The sequence below is a fragment of the Cohnella faecalis genome, from assembly GCF_003570905.1.
GTDB lineage: Bacteria > Bacillota > Bacilli > Paenibacillales > Paenibacillaceae > Cohnella > Cohnella faecalis.
This window is the reverse complement of sequence record NZ_QXJM01000036.1, coordinates 59,089-80,093: the sequence shown is the minus strand read 5'-3', so window position 1 is coordinate 80,093 and position 21,005 is coordinate 59,089. Positions and strand designations below refer to the sequence as shown.

19 protein-coding genes and 1 pseudogene are annotated in these 21,005 nt (G+C 54.9%); 5 read left to right on the top strand and 15 right to left on the bottom strand.

Annotated features, from left to right (window positions below; genetic code table 11):
- Nucleotides 1–134 precede the first annotated feature (134 nt).
- The 5 genes from D3H35_RS11125 to D3H35_RS11100 form a co-directional block, all read right to left on the bottom strand.
- A complete protein-coding gene (locus tag D3H35_RS11125) occupies nt 135–1,229 on the bottom strand; it encodes a GntR family transcriptional regulator (RefSeq protein WP_119149309.1) in 1,095 nt (364 codons plus the stop codon).
- Between the two features lie 486 nt (nt 1,230–1,715).
- Nucleotides 1,716–2,357: a LysE family translocator gene (locus D3H35_RS11115; protein WP_233567870.1), complete on the bottom strand. Its 642-nt coding sequence runs from the start codon at nt 2,355–2,357 to the stop codon at nt 1,716–1,718.
- Nucleotides 2,354–3,031: an HAD family hydrolase gene (locus D3H35_RS11110; protein WP_119149305.1), complete on the bottom strand. Its 678-nt coding sequence runs from the start codon at nt 3,029–3,031 to the stop codon at nt 2,354–2,356. The genes D3H35_RS11115 and D3H35_RS11110 overlap by 4 nt, the downstream gene beginning before the upstream one ends.
- Nucleotides 3,032–3,115: 84 nt before the next feature.
- The gene (locus D3H35_RS11105; RefSeq protein WP_119149303.1) at nt 3,116–3,538 is read right to left on the bottom strand and encodes a hypothetical protein; all 423 of its coding nucleotides are present in this window, start codon (nt 3,536–3,538) and stop codon (nt 3,116–3,118) included.
- Between the two features lie 148 nt (nt 3,539–3,686).
- Nucleotides 3,687–4,241, bottom strand: a complete 555-nt coding sequence (locus tag D3H35_RS11100; RefSeq protein ID WP_119149301.1) for a chromate transporter — start codon at nt 4,239–4,241, stop codon at nt 3,687–3,689.
- 248 nt (nt 4,242–4,489) lie between these two features.
- On the opposite strand from D3H35_RS11100, the gene D3H35_RS11090 reads away from it, so the two are divergent.
- Entirely contained in the window at nt 4,490–6,436 is a 1,947-nt protein-coding gene (locus D3H35_RS11090) for a hypothetical protein (RefSeq protein WP_119149297.1), read from the top strand.
- A 301-nt stretch (nt 6,437–6,737) separates the two neighbouring features.
- Here D3H35_RS11090 and D3H35_RS11085 read toward each other — a convergent pair whose 3' ends face one another.
- From D3H35_RS11085 to corA, 5 genes are all read right to left on the bottom strand, one after another.
- The gene (locus D3H35_RS11085; protein WP_119149295.1) at nt 6,738–7,598 is read right to left on the bottom strand and encodes an ABC transporter ATP-binding protein; all 861 of its coding nucleotides are present in this window, start codon (nt 7,596–7,598) and stop codon (nt 6,738–6,740) included.
- A 22-nt stretch (nt 7,599–7,620) separates the two neighbouring features.
- Complete coding sequence (locus D3H35_RS11080) at nt 7,621–8,667, bottom strand: taurine ABC transporter substrate-binding protein (RefSeq protein WP_119149336.1); 1,047 nt, start codon at nt 8,665–8,667, stop codon at nt 7,621–7,623.
- Between the two features lie 33 nt (nt 8,668–8,700).
- Complete coding sequence (locus tag D3H35_RS11075; RefSeq protein WP_119149293.1) at nt 8,701–9,468, bottom strand: ABC transporter permease; 768 nt, start codon at nt 9,466–9,468, stop codon at nt 8,701–8,703.
- Complete coding sequence (locus D3H35_RS30735; protein WP_158594068.1) at nt 9,458–9,595, bottom strand: hypothetical protein; 138 nt, start codon at nt 9,593–9,595, stop codon at nt 9,458–9,460. The genes D3H35_RS11075 and D3H35_RS30735 overlap by 11 nt, the downstream gene beginning before the upstream one ends.
- Before the next feature lie 163 nt (nt 9,596–9,758).
- Nucleotides 9,759–10,712, bottom strand: coding sequence for a magnesium/cobalt transporter CorA (gene corA / locus D3H35_RS11070; protein WP_119149291.1), 954 nt, complete (start codon nt 10,710–10,712; stop codon nt 9,759–9,761).
- A gap of 141 nt (nt 10,713–10,853) precedes the next feature.
- Here corA and D3H35_RS11065 point away from each other — a divergent pair, with 141 nt between their 5' ends.
- Together D3H35_RS11065 and D3H35_RS11060 are read left to right on the top strand one after the other, a co-directional pair.
- A complete protein-coding gene (locus D3H35_RS11065; protein ID WP_119149289.1) occupies nt 10,854–11,897 on the top strand; it encodes a permease in 1,044 nt (347 codons plus the stop codon).
- A 15-nt stretch (nt 11,898–11,912) separates the two neighbouring features.
- Nucleotides 11,913–12,884, top strand: coding sequence for a TIGR03943 family putative permease subunit (locus D3H35_RS11060; RefSeq protein WP_119149287.1), 972 nt, complete (start codon nt 11,913–11,915; stop codon nt 12,882–12,884).
- A 121-nt stretch (nt 12,885–13,005) separates the two neighbouring features.
- Here the strand turns inward: D3H35_RS11060 and D3H35_RS11055 are convergent.
- From D3H35_RS11055 to D3H35_RS11035, 5 genes and pseudogenes are all read right to left on the bottom strand, one after another.
- A pseudogene (locus D3H35_RS11055) lies at nt 13,006–14,077 on the bottom strand (ABC transporter substrate-binding protein).
- Nucleotides 14,074–14,883, bottom strand: a complete 810-nt coding sequence (locus D3H35_RS11050) for an ABC transporter permease (protein WP_119149285.1) — start codon at nt 14,881–14,883, stop codon at nt 14,074–14,076. Before D3H35_RS11050 ends, D3H35_RS11055 begins: the two are co-directional and overlap by 4 nt.
- Nucleotides 14,880–15,683 (bottom strand): ABC transporter permease, encoded by an 804-nt coding sequence (locus tag D3H35_RS11045; RefSeq protein WP_119149283.1) that lies wholly within the window; start codon nt 15,681–15,683, stop codon nt 14,880–14,882. Before D3H35_RS11045 ends, D3H35_RS11050 begins: the two co-directional genes overlap by 4 nt.
- Nucleotides 15,673–16,920: an ABC transporter ATP-binding protein gene (locus D3H35_RS11040; protein ID WP_233567869.1), complete on the bottom strand. Its 1,248-nt coding sequence runs from the start codon at nt 16,918–16,920 to the stop codon at nt 15,673–15,675. The genes D3H35_RS11045 and D3H35_RS11040 overlap by 11 nt, the downstream gene beginning before the upstream one ends.
- A gap of 1,431 nt (nt 16,921–18,351) precedes the next feature.
- On the bottom strand, nt 18,352–19,473 hold the full coding sequence (locus tag D3H35_RS11035; protein ID WP_119149279.1) for a P-loop NTPase family protein: 1,122 nt from the start codon (nt 19,471–19,473) through the stop codon (nt 18,352–18,354).
- A gap of 72 nt (nt 19,474–19,545) precedes the next feature.
- Here D3H35_RS11035 and D3H35_RS11030 point away from each other — a divergent pair, with 72 nt between their 5' ends.
- Both D3H35_RS11030 and D3H35_RS11025 read left to right on the top strand, forming a co-directional pair.
- Nucleotides 19,546–20,100: a hypothetical protein gene (locus tag D3H35_RS11030; protein ID WP_119149278.1), complete on the top strand. Its 555-nt coding sequence runs from the start codon at nt 19,546–19,548 to the stop codon at nt 20,098–20,100.
- 22 nt (nt 20,101–20,122) lie between these two features.
- Nucleotides 20,123–21,004, top strand: coding sequence for a hypothetical protein (locus D3H35_RS11025; RefSeq protein ID WP_119149276.1), 882 nt, complete (start codon nt 20,123–20,125; stop codon nt 21,002–21,004).
- Nucleotide 21,005 lies beyond the last annotated feature (1 nt).

The window sequence follows — 21,005 nt, the reverse complement described above, 5'->3', positions numbered from 1 at the left end:
ACATAAAAAACTATTAACTTGATGTTTCATCGAATATTCTGGCAATCGATATATACGGTGGGCTCATTAAAAAATCCCTGAAGTCTGAGAGACTTCAGGGCTTCAAAGCAATTAATACCAAAGGTAGACGAATATTACTCATTCGAGGTTGTGGATTGACGGATAATGAGCTTCGGAGGGTATACAGCCCCTTGGTTGCCCGGACGTCCTTCTTTTTCGAGAATGGACATAAGAAGATTCGCCGCCTGTTCTCCCATTGCGGTTTGCGGATGCTCGATCGTCGTCAATTTGATTTCCGTTGCGGTCGCAAGGAACGAATCGTCGCAGCCGACCATTGACAGGTCTTCGGGCACGCGGAGACCCGTTTCTCTTATAACGTCCATTAGGGCAACTGCCAATTGATCGTTATAGCAGACGATAGCGGTAGGCCGTTCGGGGGAATTCAGCATTTGTTTGAGCGCTTCTGCTGGTCTGTTTTCTTTGTCCTCGGTCGTATAGCGAACGAGTAGCTCGGCTTCGACCGTAAGCCGCTGCTCCCGATGGGCGCGGACAAACCCTTTCATCCGATTGACCCCTTGCAGGTCGTCCGTCTTAAAGAAGCCCGCAATTCGCCGGTGGCCAAGAGCGAGCAAATGATTCGCCGCCGTGTGGCCGGCGCCTTCGTCATCCATTTTGACGCAAGGACATTCGATGTCGGAGTACCGTTCGTTGATCATAACAAGCGGGATGCCGTGATTTTCGAGCGCCATGTAGCTGTCGAAGTTCGGATTTCCTTCCGCGCTTTTGGTCGGCTCTACGATAAGACCGCTGACTGCTTGCCCCAGCATCATCTCGATGCTTTCGCGCTCCCGATCCTTCCGGTTATCCGTGCTGGACAGCAGCAACCGGTAACCGCGATCCTTGAGCGCAGCTTCGACTCCCCGGACGATCGACGGGAAAATGTAGTCGGAAATATAAGTCGTGATCAAGCCGACGGTCCGCGTGCCGCCGGTTACCCGTCGGTCGGCAGATAGGCGGGTAACGAACGTCCCTTTGCCCTGCTCTCTCGCGAGCCACCCATCCTGCACAAGCTCGCCGATCGATTGGCGCACCGTTTGGCGGCTGAGGCTGAACTGCTCGGCGAGCTCATTCTCCGAAGGCAGCTTGTCCCCCGGGCGAAAGCGTCCTCCCGCGATCCAGGACAATATTTGCTCTTTCAATTGCATGTATTTAGGAGATCGCGAAGACATAATTAGCACCTCATGGCGAGCTATTTTTCGAAAATAGGATGCCGCTATTATAACATACTCATGACTTGTACGTACCTTGCATGAGCGAGGGCAAACAAGCTTGAATGTCTCGTAGTAACTTGCTGGCGCATGGCTATTTTTCCTCGCACCCTCTCCTCGCGCGCCGTAACCCGCTGGCACATGGCTATTTCTCCTCGCATCCTCTCCTCGCGCTCCGTAACCCGCTGGCGCATGGCTATTTATCCTCGCACCCTCTCCACGCGCGCCGTAACCCGCTGGCACATGGCTATTTATCCTCGCATCCTCTCCTCGCGCTCCGTAACCCGCTGGTGCATGGCTATTTCTCCTCGCACCCTCTCCACGTGCGCCGTAACCCGCTGGCGCATGGCTATTTATCCTCGCACCCTCTCCACTCGACCGCATCCACCACCCGCGAAAAATAAAAAGATCGGATAACGGCCCTCGCCGAATCCGATCTTTCTTAATTTACCCGCCAAGCAGAAGCCATGCCGCCAAGCTCGCGTAAAGCGCGCCTTCCACCCTGCTCGCCCATCGTCTCATCCCGCCGCTTTGCAAAAATCGGCTGCCGATCCGATTGGCCAATACGGCGACCAAAGTAAACACAACGAGCGCCTGCAGCAAGAACACTAAACCAAGCGTCAGCATTTGAAGAGGAACCGATTCCCCTTCCGACACGACGAAAGAGGGGAGGAAAGCGACAAAAAACAGCGACACCTTCGGATTGAGAACGTTCATCCATATCCCTCGCCGATAGAGTCTCCCGAAGGACCGCTCGACAGCCTCGCCGCCTTCCGCGCCGTTACCGCCGTCGCCGCTTCCATCGGATGGCTTCCAGCACAGCCAAGCCAAGTACAGCAAATACAAAGCTCCTGCCGCTTTCACAAGATGGAGCGCCCAAGGCAAACTGTACACAACCGCGGAAATGCCAAGCGCGGCAGCGGTAATATGAACGAGCAGCCCCGAGCATAAGCCGAGCGCGACGGCAACGCCATCCCTTTTGGAGCCTGCGGCGCTCAGCCCGACAACGAAAAGAATATCCGGTCCCGGCATCAAAGTAAGAAGTACCGACGTGCCTAGAAAACCGGCCAGCATTCCAGCCTCTATCATATTGCGGAAATCCGGCCTTCCACTTGCTCGATCAGTTGCGCCAACGATTGATTTTCCAGTGTGCGAACGACCAGACTAGCTTCGGAAAAATCCATGTGCCGCGTCACCGCGTTCGGGACTACGATAGCGTGCAATCCCGCGTTCAGAGCGCCGAGCATGCCGTTTCGCGAATCCTCGACAGCGACCGCCTCTTCCGGAAGAACGCCTAAATCGGCTGCAGCCATCCGGTACAAAGCCGGATCGGGCTTCACCTTCTCCACATCGTCGCTCGAACGAATCGTTTCGAAATAGTGACGGATTCCCTGGTTGTTCAAATGAGTCTCGATCCAGCTCCGATCCGAGCTCGAAGCCAGACCGATCTTGAGCCCTCTCGCGCGAGCTTCCTCCAACGCTTCTTTAACGCCGGGAAGAAGAGCCGCTTCCCGAAGCAGCGCCAAGTGGCCCGTCTCGAATTTCTTTTTGAGCTCTTCGCGATCCAGCGCTAGTCCCGTCAGGCCGGACAACTCCTCGTAAGGATCGAACGGTCCGTTGTGCGTCCCGATGAGCAAGGCCCACTTTTCCAACGCGAGCTTGTGCCCGTATTCCTCGTATATGCCGCAAAAAGCCTCGTAAGCGTATTTTTCCGTATCCATTAATGTGCCGTCGAAATCGAACACTACCGCCTTGATTGTCACCGCTTTTCTCCTCCGCCTCTATTCAATCTGCGTATGAGCTCCGTTAGAAGCGACGCCTCCATAATGAACCCAGTATAACACGCTTCAACGATAAAGGGCTCCTCCCGAAGATGCCAAAAACACAAGCAAAAACGCCTTCAGCGTCCTCTGGACGGAGAAAGGCGTTTTTTTCGTAGACAGGCTGCCCTTATGGTCGTGTAACAATAGGACGCCTTCCCACTCTTTCGGCGAATTTGTTGTGTAGACGCTCATCAATGGGACGCCTTCCCACTCTTTTGGCGAATTTGTTGTGTAGACGCTCATCAATGGGACGCCTTCCCACTCTTTTGGCGAGTTTGTTGTGTAGACGCTCATCAATGGGACGCCTTCCCACTCTTTTGGCGAATTTGTTGTGTAGACGCTCATCAATGGGACGCCTTCCCACTCTTTTGGCGAATTTGTTGTGTAGACGCTCATCAATGGGACGCCTTCCCACTCTTTCGGCGAATTTGTTGTGTAGACGCTCATCAATGGGACGCCTTCCCACTCTTTTGGCGAATTTGTTGTGTAGACGCTGAAATAGGGTAGTGATTTTATACTTTCTTAATATGACGAAAAAATCACCCTTAGGGTGATCGGAAAAGAATATGCGCCTTTCAAGCGTCGGGGATAGGAGTTAGCCCGCATCCCTCATGAACAGCGCGCCGACGACAAGCGAGCCTGCGATACCCCAGACGGCATTCAGCTTCAAATACTGCACGCACACGAAAAAAACGGCAGCCAAGGCGAACGGCAAAAAGGCGATCGGACCGCCGCTCCGTTGAAAAGCGAATTTGGCGAAATCATAAGCCAGCATCGCGAGCATGACGAAGATGACCGGCTGTACCCCCTTGATCATGCCTTTGATATAAGCGTTGTTCTGAAGCTTGGACATCACGCCGACTAACAGTACCATTAGAAGCGCAGTCGGCAAGACGACCGCCGTAACCGCCGCGAACGCTCCCGCCCATCCGGCCACCTTATATCCGATATACGCAGCGAGCTTCGTTGCGATCGGACCGGGGAGCGTATTGCCGAACGCCAGCGCCTGTCCGAACTCCTCGGTATTCATCCAATGATAACGATTGACGACTTCGTTCTGATAGAAAGGGATAATGGAGGGGCCTCCTCCGTAGCCGAACATCGTCGAACGGCCAAAAGCCACGAACAGATCGAAAATTTCTTTGAACATGCAGCACCTTTCCTCTCCAAGCGCGCTTTTCGTTACCCTGTTCACGTTAATTAAGATTACATTCATCATAATGCGGGTTATTTGGATTGTCACTCTCCCTTCGCGCTTCACTCGCACCGTGCATAAAAATAAGCTCTTTTATTGGTTTTGCGATACAAAAGCCGGCTCGTCGGCTGAGACAACCATTATTGCGAAAATAGTCGAAACAGCGTACGATGGAAGTATCTTGAAAGATGGAGACGATAGACATGCCTAGAGCCCGCAGCAACGCCGTTTCCGGAAGCAATGCCCCATTCATCGGCGCACGGCCAAGCGGCGGAGCGCAACGGGGGCCCTTGTCTATCGGATCTCAGCGGCAGCAACAACCAGCTTTGCAAATGCAAGAGGAAATCGGCAATCAAGCTACGATGGATGCGATGACCGCTCCAGCAAGCGACGGCTACGTTGATTTTCCGCCGGCCGCGCCGTCGGCTGGCCCGGATTCCGCTCCTGCGGCCCCGGCGGCTTCGCCTAGCGCGGCCGCTCCTTTGCCTCCCGGCTACGTCGACTACTTGCCGCTCGGCGGCTCAGCTTCCGCCCCGGCGGCTCCGGCGGCTTCGCCTAGCGCGGCTGCTCCTTTGCCTTCCGGCTACGCCGACTACTTGCCGCTAGGCGGCTCAGCTTCCGCCCCTGCGGCTCCGGCGGCTTCGCCTAGCGCAGCCGCTCCTTTGCCTTCCGGCTACGCCGACTACTTGCCGCTGGGCGGCTCAGCTTCCGCCCCGGCGGCTTCGCCTAGCGCAGCCGCTCCTTTGCCTCCCGGCTACGCCGACTACTTGCCGCTAGGCGGCTCAGCTTCCGCCCCGGCGGCTCCGGCGGCTTCGCCTAGCGCGGCCGCTCCTTTGCCTCCCGGCTACGTCGACTACTTGCCGCTAGGCGGCTCGGCTTCCGCCCCGGCGGCTCCGGCGGCTTCGCCTAGCGCGGCTGCTCCTTTGCCTCCCGGCTACGTCGACTACTTGCCGCTAGGCGGCGGCGCGGCTTCCGCCCCCGCCGCTCCTGCGGCTCCGGCTCCGCAAGCGTCCGTCGCTGCAGCGCCGCAATCGCCCGTTCAATCCGCCCCGGCTCCGGCCGAAGGCTTCAAAATGAAAGAAATGGAAGCGTCCATGCCCGCTTTCGATAGCCAATTATTCCCGCCTCACCCTCACATGCATACGGCTCTGCCGTCCACGACCTTCTATGCGGACGACCAAGAGCTAGCTCCTTACGCTAGAGGATTCGATGCGCAAGGAAAGATGATTAATGCAGACGGAAGCGGTCCTCTGAGCACGATTGGAGCCGAACGACCTGCCGCGTTGGGCGCCAAAGGAGATCGTCACATTTTCACTATGGACGAGGGCGGAAGCTTCCATACCGCCGACGCGATCAAGGAGAACAAGACTCGTTCGTCAGAGGCGTTAGCGGCTGGACAAAGCGAGATGGAACGGTTCCATCATTCCAGCTTTCATTCCGGCAACGATGTGGCCGGGGCGGGAGAGCTGCAAATAAGAGACGGTCAAGTCGAGATGGTATCCGACGCTAGCGGGCACTACCGGCCCGGCAGCGAGCAAATGATGCAAACCGTCCAGCAGCTGGGCAGAAACAACGTCTCCATGGAACGGCTCGGAGTCGAATTCATCGGCAAGCAGAGGAGCCAGGATGAGAACGGGGCTTGGAAGACGGAGAAAAACTTGCAAGCGTCCGCCATGGAAATGCTCGGGTACGAAAACCATGCCAGCGTGAAAGATACCGAACGAAACATGCGCGCCGCTCACGCCAAGAAAGACGGCGTTATGCAGGAACTGCTCTCCAAAGCCGCGAGCAGCCCCGACGGGCACAGTCTGAAGCCATCGGACATCAAGCCGAAGCCGCGTCCGGAGGAAGCCGCTTCACCTATGCCGTCGGCGCCGGTCGCCTCCGAGGCTCCGACCCCTCAGCAATCGGCTCCCGTCGAAGATCACGTGTACGACTCCCCTGACTCGGAGAGCTACATCGCGTATAACAACATCGAAGCGGAAGCCCGAGAGAATGAAGCCGAGCAAGCGCCCGACAACCATACTTACGACGTAGTCGAGGAGAATCCTTACAACAACGTCTACGAATCTCCGGCACAAGAAGTCGAAGCCGAGGAAATGCCCGGCAGTCCCGTCTATGACTTGATTGAGGAACACACCTACAATTAAACGATAACCCTGCCCGGTTGCAGCTGCATGACCACAAGAAGCTATTTCACAAGATCTGAACAGATCCGTGAAATAGCTTTTTTAGCGAAGCTGCCTTCCGCAACCCAGTTCCGTGCCGCAGCATTCAAAAACGGTTCTCGAAGTGGGCAAATTCGGACTACAGCATTTTCCCGTGCTGACGCCTATAGCGAGCAGCCAAAAAGCAAGCCTCCATCTCCGCCGGTCAACGCGCGGGGATGGAGGCTTTTTCGTTCGAGCTTGGCCCTATTTTCGACGTTCTGCCTTACCGAAGCCGCCCGGCTTAGGACTCCAGCCGCTTAAGCAGGTGATCGCGCGCAGCCGCATAATCCTTGTGACTGCGCAGGCGAGTCACGCTGTCCTCCCGCTCGAACAAGGGATTGGCGATATCCGTGCCTATTTGGCCGGGAGAACCGTTCAGCACGACGATTCTCGACCCTAGATAGAGCGCTTCATCCACATCGTGAGTGATGAAAAATACGGTCAGCCCCGTTGTGCGCCAGATCGATTTGACCAGCGTTTGCAAGTTTTCGCGAGTAATCGCGTCGAGCGCCCCGAACGGCTCGTCCATGAGAAGAATTCGCGGCTCCGAGGCGAGCGATCTCGCGATCGCCCCGCGCTGCTTCATTCCTCCCGACAGTTGATAAGGCAAATAATCGGCGGCGGCGCTCAGTCCGACCTGCGACAGATAGCCGCTCGCCAGCCGTTTGCGCTCCGCCCGGCCGACCCGCTTCATCTTGAGTCCGAATTCCACATTGCGCTGAATCGTGAGCCACGGGAACAGATTGGCGTGCTGGAACACGACGCCGACTTCGGCGCTTGGCCCCGAGGATGGGCGTCCGAGCACTTCGACCGCCCCCGACGTCGGACGCTCGTAGCCGGCCAGCAAGCGAAGGAGCGACGTCTTGCCGCAGCCCGACGCTCCGAGCACGACGACGAATTCGCCTTCCCTGATGTCCAGCGACAAGCCGTCCAGTACCGTCTTGCCCGGTTTGCCGCGCCCGTTGCTGTAAGCGAGCGTCAGATTGTCCACGGAAATAAGCCGCTCTCCCCATGGAACGTCCGCCTCGGATGGATAAGCCTCCTCCGGCCCCCGTCCCCATTCCAGCTCCGCCGAGCCGCTTCGCGCGAAGTTCAGCGCCATGTTTACCGCCTCCCGATGATTTTTATTGCTTCAACGCTTCCTGATTGATTGCCGACTGGTAATCGGACAGCGACGGAGCTGACGGGATCTGCTTTTGGTCGACGAGGAACTTGCCCGTCTCCAGAAGAACGTCCGCGAAGCCGCTCTCTTCCTTCTTGCTGCCCAAATATTTGGCGTCCTGCTGCTCCTTCGACGTCAGCCACACAAGCTGCTTCGTCTGGGCAAGCGCATCGGCCTCGTCCGTGCTAAGCAGCGGAGCGAGAGCTTTCGCCGCTTCCTCCGGCTTGTCGCGATACAGCTTCACCGCTTCGTCCAGAACGGACACGTAGCCTTTGACGAAATCCGGATAATCGTCGGCGAAAGCTTTGCGCACGACACCGACGTCTGCCGTAATCGCGCCTTTCTCAGACAGCTGCTGCGCGGATACGAGTACGGAGCCTTCCTCCGCGAGCAGCTTCGCCAGAACGGGATTCCATACGAATGCGCCGTCGATATCCTTGCGCTGCCAAGCGGCCAGAATGTCTTGCGGCTGAAGATCCAATATCGTTACGGAAGCCGGATCGACGCCTTCCAGCTTCAGAGCGGACAGAAGGCTGAAATGAGCGGTCGAGCCGAACGGCGCAGCGACCTTCTTGCCCGCGAGGTCTTTCACGCTCTTAATATTCGAGGCGTTGCGAACCGCGAGCGATTCCGCATCGCCGATAATATCGTGCAGGAAGTACACTTGGTACGGCAGCTTGTTCGCAACTCCGATCGACACCGGCACGGAGCCTGCCAAGCCGAGATCGATGCCGCCTGCCGCAATGGCTGTATTCACGTCGCGGCCGGAATCGAACGGCTTCCAATTGATTTTTGTGTCGGGGAATTTCTTCTCCGCGAGCTGCTTCGCCTTAACGAGAAGCTCGGCGTTCGGAATGACCTGGAAGCCAATCGTCACTTCCTTCGGCAGCTTGCCGCTTCCTTCCGATTTGTTCGAGCCGCAAGCCGTGAGGACCAGCGACAACATCAAAACTAGCGCGAGTACGGACCATAACGCTTTTCTGTTTCTGTTTCTGTTTTTGTTTTTCATGACCAACCAACCTCTCCTCTGAATGAGTGAATATTATTCCTTGCCGTTCCATGGAACGCGGCTTCTCTCCAGCAATCGGATCGATCCGTCGATCAGAACGGCGATTAAACCCATCAGTATGATGCCGACGAAGATGACATCGCTGCGAAGAAACTTGCTCGCGTCCAGCACCATCCACCCCATCCCGGACACCGCCGCAACCATCTCGGCCGCTACCAGCGTCGTGTAAGTAACTCCGAGCGAGGTGCGAATCCCCGTAAAAATATCGGGAAGACACGAGGGGAAAATAATATGCGTGAAAATGTCCAGCCGCTTCGCGCCGAGCGAACGAGCCCCGTTGATCCGATCCTGCGGCACCCGAACGACGCCCGCTACGACGGCGATATACAGTGGCGCGAATGCCGCCAGCGCGAGCAGCGCGATTTTCGACGAATTGCCGATCCCTAGCCACAGCACAAGCAGCGTATAGTACGCCAACGGGGGCAGCGGCCGGTAAAATTCGATGAACGGATCGACGATCGCCCTCGCCTTGGCGAAGTGGCCGCTGATGAGTCCTAGCGGGATAGCCGTCGCCAGCGCGATAGCGAACGCAATACCGAGCCGAAGAAGACTTGCTCCGATATGCGTCATCAGCGGGCTGCCTTTGTAGCCGTCGCGGCATATTTCGACGAATGCCTTCCATACGGCCTGAGGCGACGGGACGAAAAGCGGATTGATCCAGCCAGCGGCGGTCACCGCCCACCAGGCCGCAAAAGCGATCAGTACGGCTGCGAGAGACAACCATCCGTTCTTAACGACCATCTCGTCCGCCCGCCCCTTCGCTGCGGATGACACGATCAAGCTCGCGTTCGCGTCGGCTTCGCCTGCCGCGAATCGTTCCGATGTGCCGTTCGTCGCCGTATGTCGGGATGAACCAAAACAGCCCCATCGTAATCCTCCTTTTTTTGCGAATCCGCCGCCTATCGAAATAAAAAAGAGACTCAACCCCTAAGCGCATGAAAGCGAGGGATTGAATCTCCGGCGGTCCAGTCGATTCATTCTGAACCGATCTTACTGCATAATACCAACTAAGTCAATCGGATTTTGTCAATTTAATCGAACCAACCCTTTTTCCGAAACCAGGCATACATTCCCCATGCGAGCGCACCCATAGCTCCAAGCACGGCAAAATAGCCCCAATGCCATTCCAGCTCCGGCATAAACCGAAAGTTCATTCCGTAAATTCCGGCGATTAACGTCAGCGGCATGAAAATCGTCGTAATGACCGTCAGCCTCTTCATGATCGCGTTCATCCGGTTGTTTTGGCGAGAGTTGTAGCTGTCGCGCAAATCGGCGGTCATCTCGCGGTTCGACTCGATCATCTCCGCCAGCTTCAGCAGGTGATCGTACACATCGGTGAAGTAAGCGTGGTGCTCCTTCACTCCCGTTATTTTGTCCGAATTGATGATTCGATAGAGCAAATCTCTCATGGGAATAACCGTCTTGCGCAGCCGCAGCAGAGCCGACCGGATATCGTACACCTGATCGATCTCCAGCCTTACTCTCGCTTCGCTGCCTGCGTCGTCCAGCTCGTTCAGCTGGTCTTCGATCCGGTAAAGCATCGGAAAATAATTGTCCACGAGCTTGTCCAATATCAAATAAGCCACATAGTTGTGGTCGTACTTCGAGTAAAAGTCGGGGCTTGCCATTTGGCGCCACGCGTCTTCGATTTCAGCAGACGGCTCCAAATGAATCGTCACGATCCCTCTCGGCCCGAGGAAGAAGTTGATCTCTCCCACCTTCGCGGAATCGCCCGGCTCGATGCCGTGCAGCACGAAAAAGTGAGTGTCTCCGTAATGATCCACCTTAGGCCGCTGAAGCAAATGCAAGGAATCCTCAATAGCGAGCGGATGAAAATGGAAGTAGCTGTCCAGAAGCTTGGTCTCTTCCTCCGTCGGTTTGTCGAAGTCGACCCAGAACCATTTGACGTCTTTGTCCGTCAATCGTTCGATCTCGATATTTTCCAATACCTGCAAATCTTCCGTCATGGCTAATATATGAAGCAAAGCCTATCACCCCTACCGTCATTATGCGCAGATGAGGACGAAGATGACAACCGTTCGGCTGCGGAACGAAAAAGTCTTCTATGTCGCCCCAGACAAGCATACGCTATACTAATAGTAATATTTCCGATTGGAGGTTCGACCTTGCCAAGCTCGATGTTTCGATGGAGCATCCATCTCTTGACGATCGGCTGCCTCTTCATGCTGTATCTCATCTTTACCGGACAGAAGATCGGCTCCTTGACGCCGCTGCCTTCCATATCGGCCGACCAATGGCAAAGCTTGAAAACCGTCTTCGTCAGCATCTTTCTGGAGGCGCTGCCTTTCATTCTGCTCGGCGTGCTGGTGTCTTCCGCGTTAAATCTATTCGTTTCGGAGGACGCTCTGCGCCGGGTAATGCCCAAAAATCCGGTTCTTGCCATCGTCGTCGCCTGCCTGTTCGGCATTCTTCTTCCGGTGTGCGAATGCGGCATGATTCCGATCGTCCGAAGACTGATTCGCAAAGGAATGCCCGTCTATGTAGGAATAGCCTACATCCTGGCGGCGCCGATTATTAACCCCGTCACGTTCTTCGCGACTTACACCGCTTTTCGCGGGCAGCCGGACATGGCATGGGAACGGGTGGCTGTCGGATTCGCCGTCGCCTTGTCCCTTGGACTCATCCTGTACAAGTCGGTCAAGAAAAACCCGTTGCGCGTCGATGCCCACCACCATCACGATCACAGGGACGAGCACGCGCACGTACATAATCACAATCACGACCATGGCCGCAAGGGCAGCCGTCTGCTGGACGTGTTCACCCACGCCTCGGACGAATTTTTCGAGATGGGCAAATTTCTGCTGATCGGCGCTTTCCTGACCGCCGTCATCCAGACGTTCGTCAGCCGCGCGGATCTCGTCGATCTCGGCGGCGGGGCTCTGGGCCCTCATCTGCTCATGATGGGCTTCGCTTACCTCATCTCCTTGTGCTCCACCTCCGACGCTTTTATCGCTTCGTCCTTCAATGGCATGTTCCCAAAAAGCGCGCTGCTGACGTTCCTCGTCTTCGGCCCCATGCTCGATTTCAAAAACACGCTGATGATGCTCGCGGCATTCCGAACGCGCTTCGTCCTGAAGCTGTCGCTGCTGATCGTCGTTGCGGTGCCCGTCGCCTCCATCGTTTTGTCGCGTACGCTCTTTCATTCTTGATTGCGGGAGGACTCCATGAAAAATCAAAGCTCCGAGCGCGCATTAGCGGCGCATCACCTGATCCGGGCGCTCATATTGGGCGGTATCGCCTTCTACATTATTCATCTGAACAACGGCGACCGGCTGACACTCTATATGGCCCCTCGCATGATTATTTATGTGAAAATAGCGGCGCTGGCTCTCTATGCGGTTGCCGCCGTTCAGCTCTATCACGCGGTCAGAGCGTTCACGAAACAGGCGGAGCCTGCTTGCGATTGCGGCCACGACCATGCTGCTTCCGCCTCGCCGCTGAAAAACACGCTCGTTTACGGCTTGTTCGTCGTCCCCCTCGTCGTCTTGTTCGCGACTTCCGACACGACGATCGGAAGCGCGATGGCTGCCAACAAAGGAATGAATTTGTCCACGTCCTCCGCGATCAAAAAGCAGGATACGGCGGCCCACCCCCCGGAGGCCGCTCCGACCGCAGCGAACGAAGCGCAGCCTTCGCCGGAGACGGCGGCTCCTTCTTCCGCGGATAAGGCTTCGCCCGCCGCGAATGGCGACCAGCCCCGGTTCCCGTCCGATCCTTTCACCGAGATGTATGCCAAGTTCGCCGAGAAGCTCTATGACGAGCCTGTCATCGAGGTCAAGGAGAAGGATTACATCGAGACGCTGACTACGCTCGATCTCTATCTCGACCAATTCGTCGGCAAGCAAGTGTCGATCGGCGGCTTCGTCTACCGGGAAGAAGGCATGAAGGCCAGCCAATTCATTCTCGGTCGGTTCGCCGTTCAATGCTGCACGGCCGACGCTCTTCCGTACGGAGTCATCGCCGATTATCCTCGCGCTTCCGATTACGGCAAGGATGAGTGGATTAAGATAACGGGCGTATTGGGCAAAACCGAGTATAAAGGCGTCACGGTCATGAAGCTGGAAGTCGCCAAAATTCAAAAAATCGAAGCGGCGGCAGACCCCTACGTTTACCCGGACATGGATTTCGGCATCTAGGTGTGCGGTTAAGCGAAGCGATTCGAGAAAATTCGAGCCGCGCTGAAAAAAGAAGCCTCCACCCCGCTTCGACAGCGGTTTTGGAGGCTTTCCGTTTGTATATGACGCTGGATCCTTTTGGTTATTTGCGATGCATCTTGAATTCCAGGAACAGCTCGTTGTAGTGGGCCAGCATCTTTTTCCCCAGATTGTCGTACACTTCCAGCTTGCGGGTCAGCTCGGACGAAGGGTAGAAACGCTCGTCTCCGGAAATATCCTCGGGGAGCAGTGCGAGCGCGTCCTTGTTCGGAGTGGAGTAGCCGACGTATTCCGTGTTTCTCGCCGCATGCTCGGGATCGAGCATAAAATTGATGAACCGATGGGCACCGTCCACGTTGCGGGCCGTCTTCGGAATGACCATATTGTCGAACCAAAGGTTGGAGCCTTCGTCCGGAACGACGTAATCCAGTTCCTCGTTTTCGTCCATAATTTCCGAGGCGTCCCCGACCAGACGAGACCGACCGCCGCCTCCTCGTTCGCGAGCAGCATCTTGATTTCGTCCCAACGATCGCTTTGACGTTAGGCGTTAGCTCGGTGAGCTTCTTTTTCGCTGCCTGCAGGTGCTCCTCGTTCGTATCGTTCAACGAATAGCCGAGACTGTTCAGCCCCATTCCCATTACTTCGCGGGCTCCGTCGACGAGCAGAATTTGGTTGTGCAGACGAGGGTCCCACAGATCGTTCCAGCTGTGGAATTCGAGACCGTCCACAAGCGCCGGATTGTAGACGATTCCGACCGTTCCCCAGAAGTAAGGAACCGAATATTCATTGCCCGGATCGAACGACAGGTTCATGAACTGCGGGTCGATATGCGACAAATTCGCCAGCTTCGCATGGTCGATTGGGAGAAGCAGCTCTTCCGCTTTCATTTTGCTGATTGCGTATTCCGAAGGGACGGCCACGTCGAACGTCGTGCCGCCCTGCTCGATCTTCGTCATCATCGCTTCGTTGGAATCGAACGTCTGGTAGATGACCTTGATGCCGCTCTCCTCTTCGAATTCCGCGATTAAATCCGGATCGATGTAATCGCCCCAGTTGTAGACGGTCAGCGTACGGCCTCCCGAGTACCCTTCCGACGAATTCAAGTACGAGGTTAAATACATTAAGGCAAAAGCTGCGACTAGAACGAGGACGAACATTCTGACGAGCGACTTCATGGCCGTCCCTCCAATGGCCCCGCCGCAGCCTTGCCGTTGCGACGATTGATCCAATAATAGCCGACGACGAGCAAGAGCGTGAGGAGAAACAACAGCGTCGACAAAGCGTTGATGGACAAGGATACCCCTTGTCTTGCGCGAGAGTAAATTTCCACGGACAGCGTCGAGAAGCCGTTGCCCGTCACGAAGAAAGTAACCGCGAAATCGTCGAGCGAGTACGTTAACGCCATGAAAAACCCGGCGAATATGCCTGGCTTGATGAACGGAAGGACGACCTTCGCGAGCACATCCCAGCCGCCCGCGCCCAGATCGCGAGCCGCGTCGAGCAGCGTCGGATTCATCTCCTGCAGCTTAGGCAGCACCATAATGACGACGATCGGCACGCTGAATGCGATGTGCGACAGCAGCACCGAGCCGAAGCCGAGCTTGACGCCGGCTAAAGTGAACAAAATCAGGAACGAAGCGCCGATGACAACGTCCGAGCTGACGATGAGCACATTGTTGAGCGCCAGCAGCGCGTTGCGGTTGCGGCTGCGCCGCACACGGTGGACGGCCAACGCTCCGATCACGCCGAGAATCGTCGAGATGACCGCGGACAGCAACGCGACGACGAGAGTGTTCAGCACGATAATAAGCAGCCGGGTGTCCGCGAACACTTCCTTGTACCAGTCGAGAGTGAAGCCGTCAAAGCCGCGCATCGTGCCGCCGCTATTGAACGAGTAGGAGACGAGATAGACAATCGGCGCATACAGAATGGCGAAGACAGCGACAAGATACAGCTTGGCGCTCCAACGATTTCTTTTCACCGGCTCACCTTCTTCCGCTGTCCCGTCACGATCATCATGGCGACCATGACGATGACGAGGAATACCGAAATAGTAGCTCCCATTCCCCAGTCCTGCGTAACGAGAAAATGCTGCTCAATCGCCGTCCCGAGCGTAATGACGCGATTGCCCGCGATTAGGCGAGTGATCATGAAGAGCGAGAGCGCCGGGATGAAGACGGCCTGGCAGCCCGATTTCACCCCGTCTATCGTGAGCGGGAAGACGATTCGCCGAAACGTCGTCCACGGGGAAGCGCCGAGATCGCGCGCCGCATGTACAAGCGACGGATTAAGCTCCTCCAACGAGTTGAAAATCGGCAGGATCATGAACGGGATGAAAATATAAACCGACACGAACAAAAAGCTGAAATCGGTAAACAAAATTTGCTGCCGTCCGATGCCGATCGAATCGAAGATCGCGTTCACGAAGCCGTAGGTGCCGAATATGCCGATGAACGCGTACGTTTTGAGCAACAGGTTAATCCAGCTCGGCAAAATGACAAGCAGAAGCCAAAGCCGCTTATGCTTCGTCTTGGTCAGGAGATATGCGGTCGGATAAGCGAACAGCAGCGAGAATGCGGTAATGAGCAGCGCGTACCAGAACGAGCTGAGCGCCATGCGCAAATAGACCGGCGTGAAAAAATGAGAGTAATTGCCGAGCGACCATCCGCCTTCGATATCCTGGAACGAATAGTAAAGGACGAGCGCGATCGGAGCGATGACGAACAACGCGATCCACGCCCCATACGGAATTAGAAAAAGGTTGCGGGACTTAGCGCGCATGGTGTCCTCCCGAGTGTCCGTTCGGAGCTTTCTCTGCGATCGTATCCGCAGTCTTCTTCGATGCTGTCTCCGGCCCGATCCCCTTGGCAGCCTCCCCTTTGACCGCCTTCCCTTCGTCTGCTATTTCCGCCTCCTCTTCCGTATCCGAGTAAGCCTCAAGCCGCTTGTCGAACTCCTCTTCCGTTTCGCCCAGCCGCATAATATGGATCGCTTCCGGCTCGAAGGCGAGACCGATTTCCTCGCCGACGGACACTTTGCGGGTCGAGTGAACGAGCCACTTGTTGCCCGTCTTGTCGGTACCTCCGATTTCGTAATGGACGCCGCGGAACAGTTGGGAATCGACGCGGATTCGAAGCTGGCCGCTTCCCGGAGCCGTAATTTCGAGATCCTCCGGGCGAATGACGATGTCGACGGTTTCGTTGTCGTTGAAGCCTCCGTCCACGCACTCGAACGTTTGACCGCCGAATTCCACCAGATAGTCCCGGATCATTCGGCCCGCAAGCAAATTGGATTCGCCGATGAAGTCGGCCACGAACCGGTTGATCGGCTCGTCGTAGATGTCCGTCGGCGTTCCGCTCTGCTCGATCTTCCCTTTGTTCAGGACGATGATCTCGTCCGACATGGCGAGCGCTTCCTCCTGGTCGTGCGTGACGAAGACGAACGTAATGCCCAGGCGGCGCTGAAGCTCGCGAAGCTCCACCTGCATCTCCGTGCGAAGCTTCAAGTCGAGCGCGGACAGAGGCTCGTCGAGCAGCAAAATTTCCGGCTCGTTAATAATGGCCCTCGCAATCGCGACTCTCTGCCGCTGTCCACCCGACATTTCGCTTATTTCGCGATTTTCGTAATCGGCGAGGCCGACAAACCGAAGCGCTTCCTTCACCTTTGCTTCGACTTGATCGTTTTTCAGCTTTCGAATGCGCAGACCGAACGCTACGTTCTCGAACACGTTCAGATGGGGAAACAGCGCGTAGTCTTGAAACACCGTATTCACTTGGCGCTTATTCGGCGGCACATCGTTGATTTTTTTGCCGTGAAAATAAATGCTGCCCTCGGAAGGCTCGGCAAAGCCGGCTATGAGACGAAGAATCGTCGTTTTGCCGCAGCCGGACGGGCCGAGCAGCGTGTAGAACTTGCCGTGCTCGATTTCGAAGCTGACGTCGTGAAGAACGACGCCGCTGTCGTACCGCTGAGTAACGTTGTCAAACCGGATAATCGCGTTCGAATTTACGACGGCCACCCTCTTTCGTTCCATCGGACTATTTTATCTTCATTATACAAAAAGGATGTAAGCGGAGGGTAAATTTGAGCATATTTCGCCTGTCGCAAAGCATACTACTTCCATTCCGGGTAGAAACGAGGTGGATTCTCCGATGTCCAAGCAGCAGGGGCACGCGCGAAAAAACACGCAGTCCAAATCATCCGACAAAAAAGGCAATTCCTCCGGCAATAATCATTGAGGCTAGGCGCGAGTCGGAAGGGAAGCTGTTTGTGAAGTGGCGGGACGCGAGTCAGAAAGGAAGCTGTTTGTGAAGTAGCGGGGCGCGAAATGGCAGTCGGTTGAGCAGCGGTTCGCAAAATGCAGTCGGCTGAGCAGCGGTTCGCAGAATGGCGGGGTGTGGAGCAGCGAATCACGGTGTGTGGCGAGGGGTTGAGCGGGATCCATTCCCTCTCGGCCCTTTTTTCGTATTGAAATGTAGAGCACGGTCGAATACGTTTGCTCAACTCAAGAAACAACTAGCACGATCACCACGTACAAAGCTCCTTAAACCAACTAGGTTTGTAACTAAAAGCACCACATCTCCAGAGCTTTCCTGGCGATGTGGTGAAATTGTGTTCGTTTGCGTCACTTCTCACGCGGTTTCCCGGCTACATGACGGAATTGTGCTCAATTGCGTCACTTCTCACGCGGTTTCCGGGGCGACGTCGCGGAATTGTGCTCAGTTGCGTCACTTCTCACGCGGTTTCCGGGGCGACGTCGCGGAATTGTGCTCCGTTGCGTCACATCTCACGCGGTTTCCGGGGCGACGCGGCGGAATTGTGTTCGGTTGCGTCACATCTCACGTGGTGTCCGGGGCGGCGTGGCGGAATTGTGTTCTTTTGCGTCACATCTCACGCGGTGTCCGGGTGACGCGGCGGAATTGTGTTCGGTTGCGTCACTTCTCACGCGGTTTCCGGGGCGACGCGGCGGAATTGTGTTCGTTTGCGTCACTTCTCACGCAGTTTCCGGGCGACGCGGCGGAATTGTGTTCTTTTGCGTCACATCTCACGCGGTGTCCGGGTGACGCGGCGGAATTGTGTTCGGTTGCGTCACTTCTCACGCGGTTTCCCGGCTACATGACGGAATTGTGCTCAATTGCGTCACTTCTCACGCGGTTTCCGGGGCGACGCGGCGGAATTGTGCTCAGTTGCGCCACATCTCACGCGGTTTCCGGGGCGACATCGCCGAATTGTGTTCGGTTGCGTCACATCTCACGTGGTGTCCGGGGCGACGCGGCGGAATTGTGTTCGGTTGCGTCACTTCTCACGCGGTTTCCCGGCTACATGACGGAATTGTGCTCAGTTGCGTCACTTCTCACGCGGTTTCCGGGGCGACGTCGCCGAATTGTGTTCGGTTGCGTCACTTCTCACGCAGTTTCCGGGCGACGCGGCGGAATTGTGTTCGTTTGCGTCACTGTCCCCGAGGTTTCCAGTCGCGGTTCTTCGCAAAAACCAGCCCCGTCTCCGTCCAACGATTGTTAAGGCTGGCGCCGCTTATGACTATTTGATTTTTCACGCTCGTATCGAGCAGAACCGGTAAATCGCGGATATAAAATTCCTTGGAGGATCGCGGATGCAGTTGGCGTTCGTTGCCTTCTGGGTCTGTCAGAAGCCACGCCCCTTCAACCTGCTTTATTTGAAGGGAAATTCCCAGAGCATCGTTGAAAAACTCCCCTCCCTCAAACTCCTCTTGCAAATCCGAAATAGGCGTCAGATCGAAAAAAGCAAGCAACCGCCGCTCGTATTCCTTCCAGTCCCCAGCCGTCACTTCGATCCCTAGCTTGGGACAAGGCGCTTTTTCGAACAACTCTTGCGCGGTCCGGTTATAATCATTCAAAAACTCGAAATAGGTTTCAACGCTATCCGCCCGCGCCTTATAGTAAGGTCTGGATCGGTCCCTCTCCCAAATATGCCGAAAAAACCGTGCTCCCCGCGCCGCCCTCAGATGGTCGATCGCATCGGCTACGGAATTGCGATACAAATAGACCAAACGGGGCTGAAGCGGAGACACAATATCCCATAACGCTTGCACAAAGCGATTAAGCTCCTCAGCCGGAGCGTTCTCCAATTGGAAGCTAAAAATCTGATATTGAAAAATACAGCTGTCGAGCAGAACGACTTGCTCCGGTTTTTCCGCTAGCTTCTCGGCAAAGCTCCTCCACTTTTCCAATGCAACGTCCATGTATTCTTCAAGCGAAAAATTCCATACGTCTTTTTCCCGAAGCTCTGCGAATGCCGTTTCAGAGACCCTATCCGAATAATTCCACTCAAGCTCAAGAAGATCGATTCCGACAGTTACGTCGCGGAACCGAACCATTTCGTCCAGTACCGTAAGCTCCCCGCCATGCCGATGCTTCCAGCTTCGATATTCATCCTTCTTCAAGCACGCTTCATGAAAAAACAAGACGGGATGCGGACGGTCAAATTCATGCACCCAACTTGTCGCGAATCCATTGCGTTCAAATTGGCGATACAGCAAGCCGGTATTAGTCGATTTGCCGACTCCGGGCAGGCCTTCCAAAAAAATAAGCATGGAACCCTCCTGCACTCTTAGCTCGATTTTTGCGCAAGAAACATAGCCTGGAAGGAATCCCGAGGCGCTTCGTTGAATCCTAGAGCAAAGGAATTTTTTCGAGAGGATGATTTTTTGGCTGGGAATTTGTTATATATGCCTTACACTTTCTTAATGATTATAGGTCTAATTATTCTATTTGTAATTATTATGTTAAAAAAAGGGAAACGGGCTGTCAAAGTTTTTTTGAGCATATCGGTACCGGTCCTTATTTTATTTCAATTTTACTTTTGGAATTTGGAATTTAATAACTATGTAAAAAGCTACTTGTTCCCCAGCAAAGCTTTCAAATGCGCAGACATAGAAGAACTGAAAAGCCTATCCATCCCTCTTCCCGAACGAACTGTATTTAAAGGAAAAGAAGATGGCTGTTCTCCGTTTTATTTAACCTATGTGAATGTTAATGGCTTTAAATCCTATTATCAGAAAGAGTTACAAACGCTGAAAGATACAGGGAAAATCCAAAATTATAGGTACGAAAATAAGGGATATCTCGTTGAACTGTCATCGGGTTCGAAGATCGATATTTTTTTTCACAGAAGAGAAGGCGAATCCGGGTTAATTTCAATCGATTATAATTCAAAATAACAGTTTTAGAGGAGGGAAACCGTTGCACTACAGCTTTTCAAAAGCGATAGTCATGAACGTGACGACCTACGACACATTAAACGATAAAGGCGAACCGCTTATTTTTTTGTTAAAAACCATATTTGCCGAATTTTTAACCTACACGGCCGCCGAACTGGTCGTCGAAATCGAGAAAATGAACGGGCGTTCCCTAAGATCGGTGCTCGACGACAAAAGCGTAAAAAAAATGTTCGAGCTGCTGCTGAAGGGAGAGGTTCGTTTTGTCGAAATTCGAGACAGCTATAAGATGGACGAGGATCCCTTCGGCGACGAGGACGAGATCAAACATTATCCGCCCGATTTTTCGCTCGCTATCATGTGCAACCATGCCGTCGATTACGCTCCGGAAGCTCAACGGAAATTTATTTTTCCGAACGGCCTCAGCCTTGCCTTAAACGACAGACTATTCCAAGGCTCGATTCCGTTAAATATTCAGGATACTTTTGTCGGAATTTTTCGAAGAACCCTTCAGAGCATCGGCGGAGTAATGGGGTACGTCACGTACGAAACCTCCTCCGCTTTCGTCGGCGGAGGATCGGCGTTCGAAAATTACCATCGGATAAACACCTCGCTGAAGCCCGGTTACCTTGATTTTATCGGAGGATATTTCTGGCTGAACTATTTGAACGACAATCATATTGCCCGGCTCGGAGGACCGGAATTCGTTCGCTCGCACGCCCCTTGCGAAGTCGTCGAGCCCCCTGGCTCCGGCTTGCTCCTGCGGCTTACCGAAAACATCAATCATTATTCCGACGACAGCCTTCGAGACTTGCGGGCGTTTCTTGCCCCTTTATTCCCTCCCGATACGGGAAAGAACGAGCCTCTGAAATTCGAGGAAGGTTATTTGCTTAGATTGGTCGAATAGC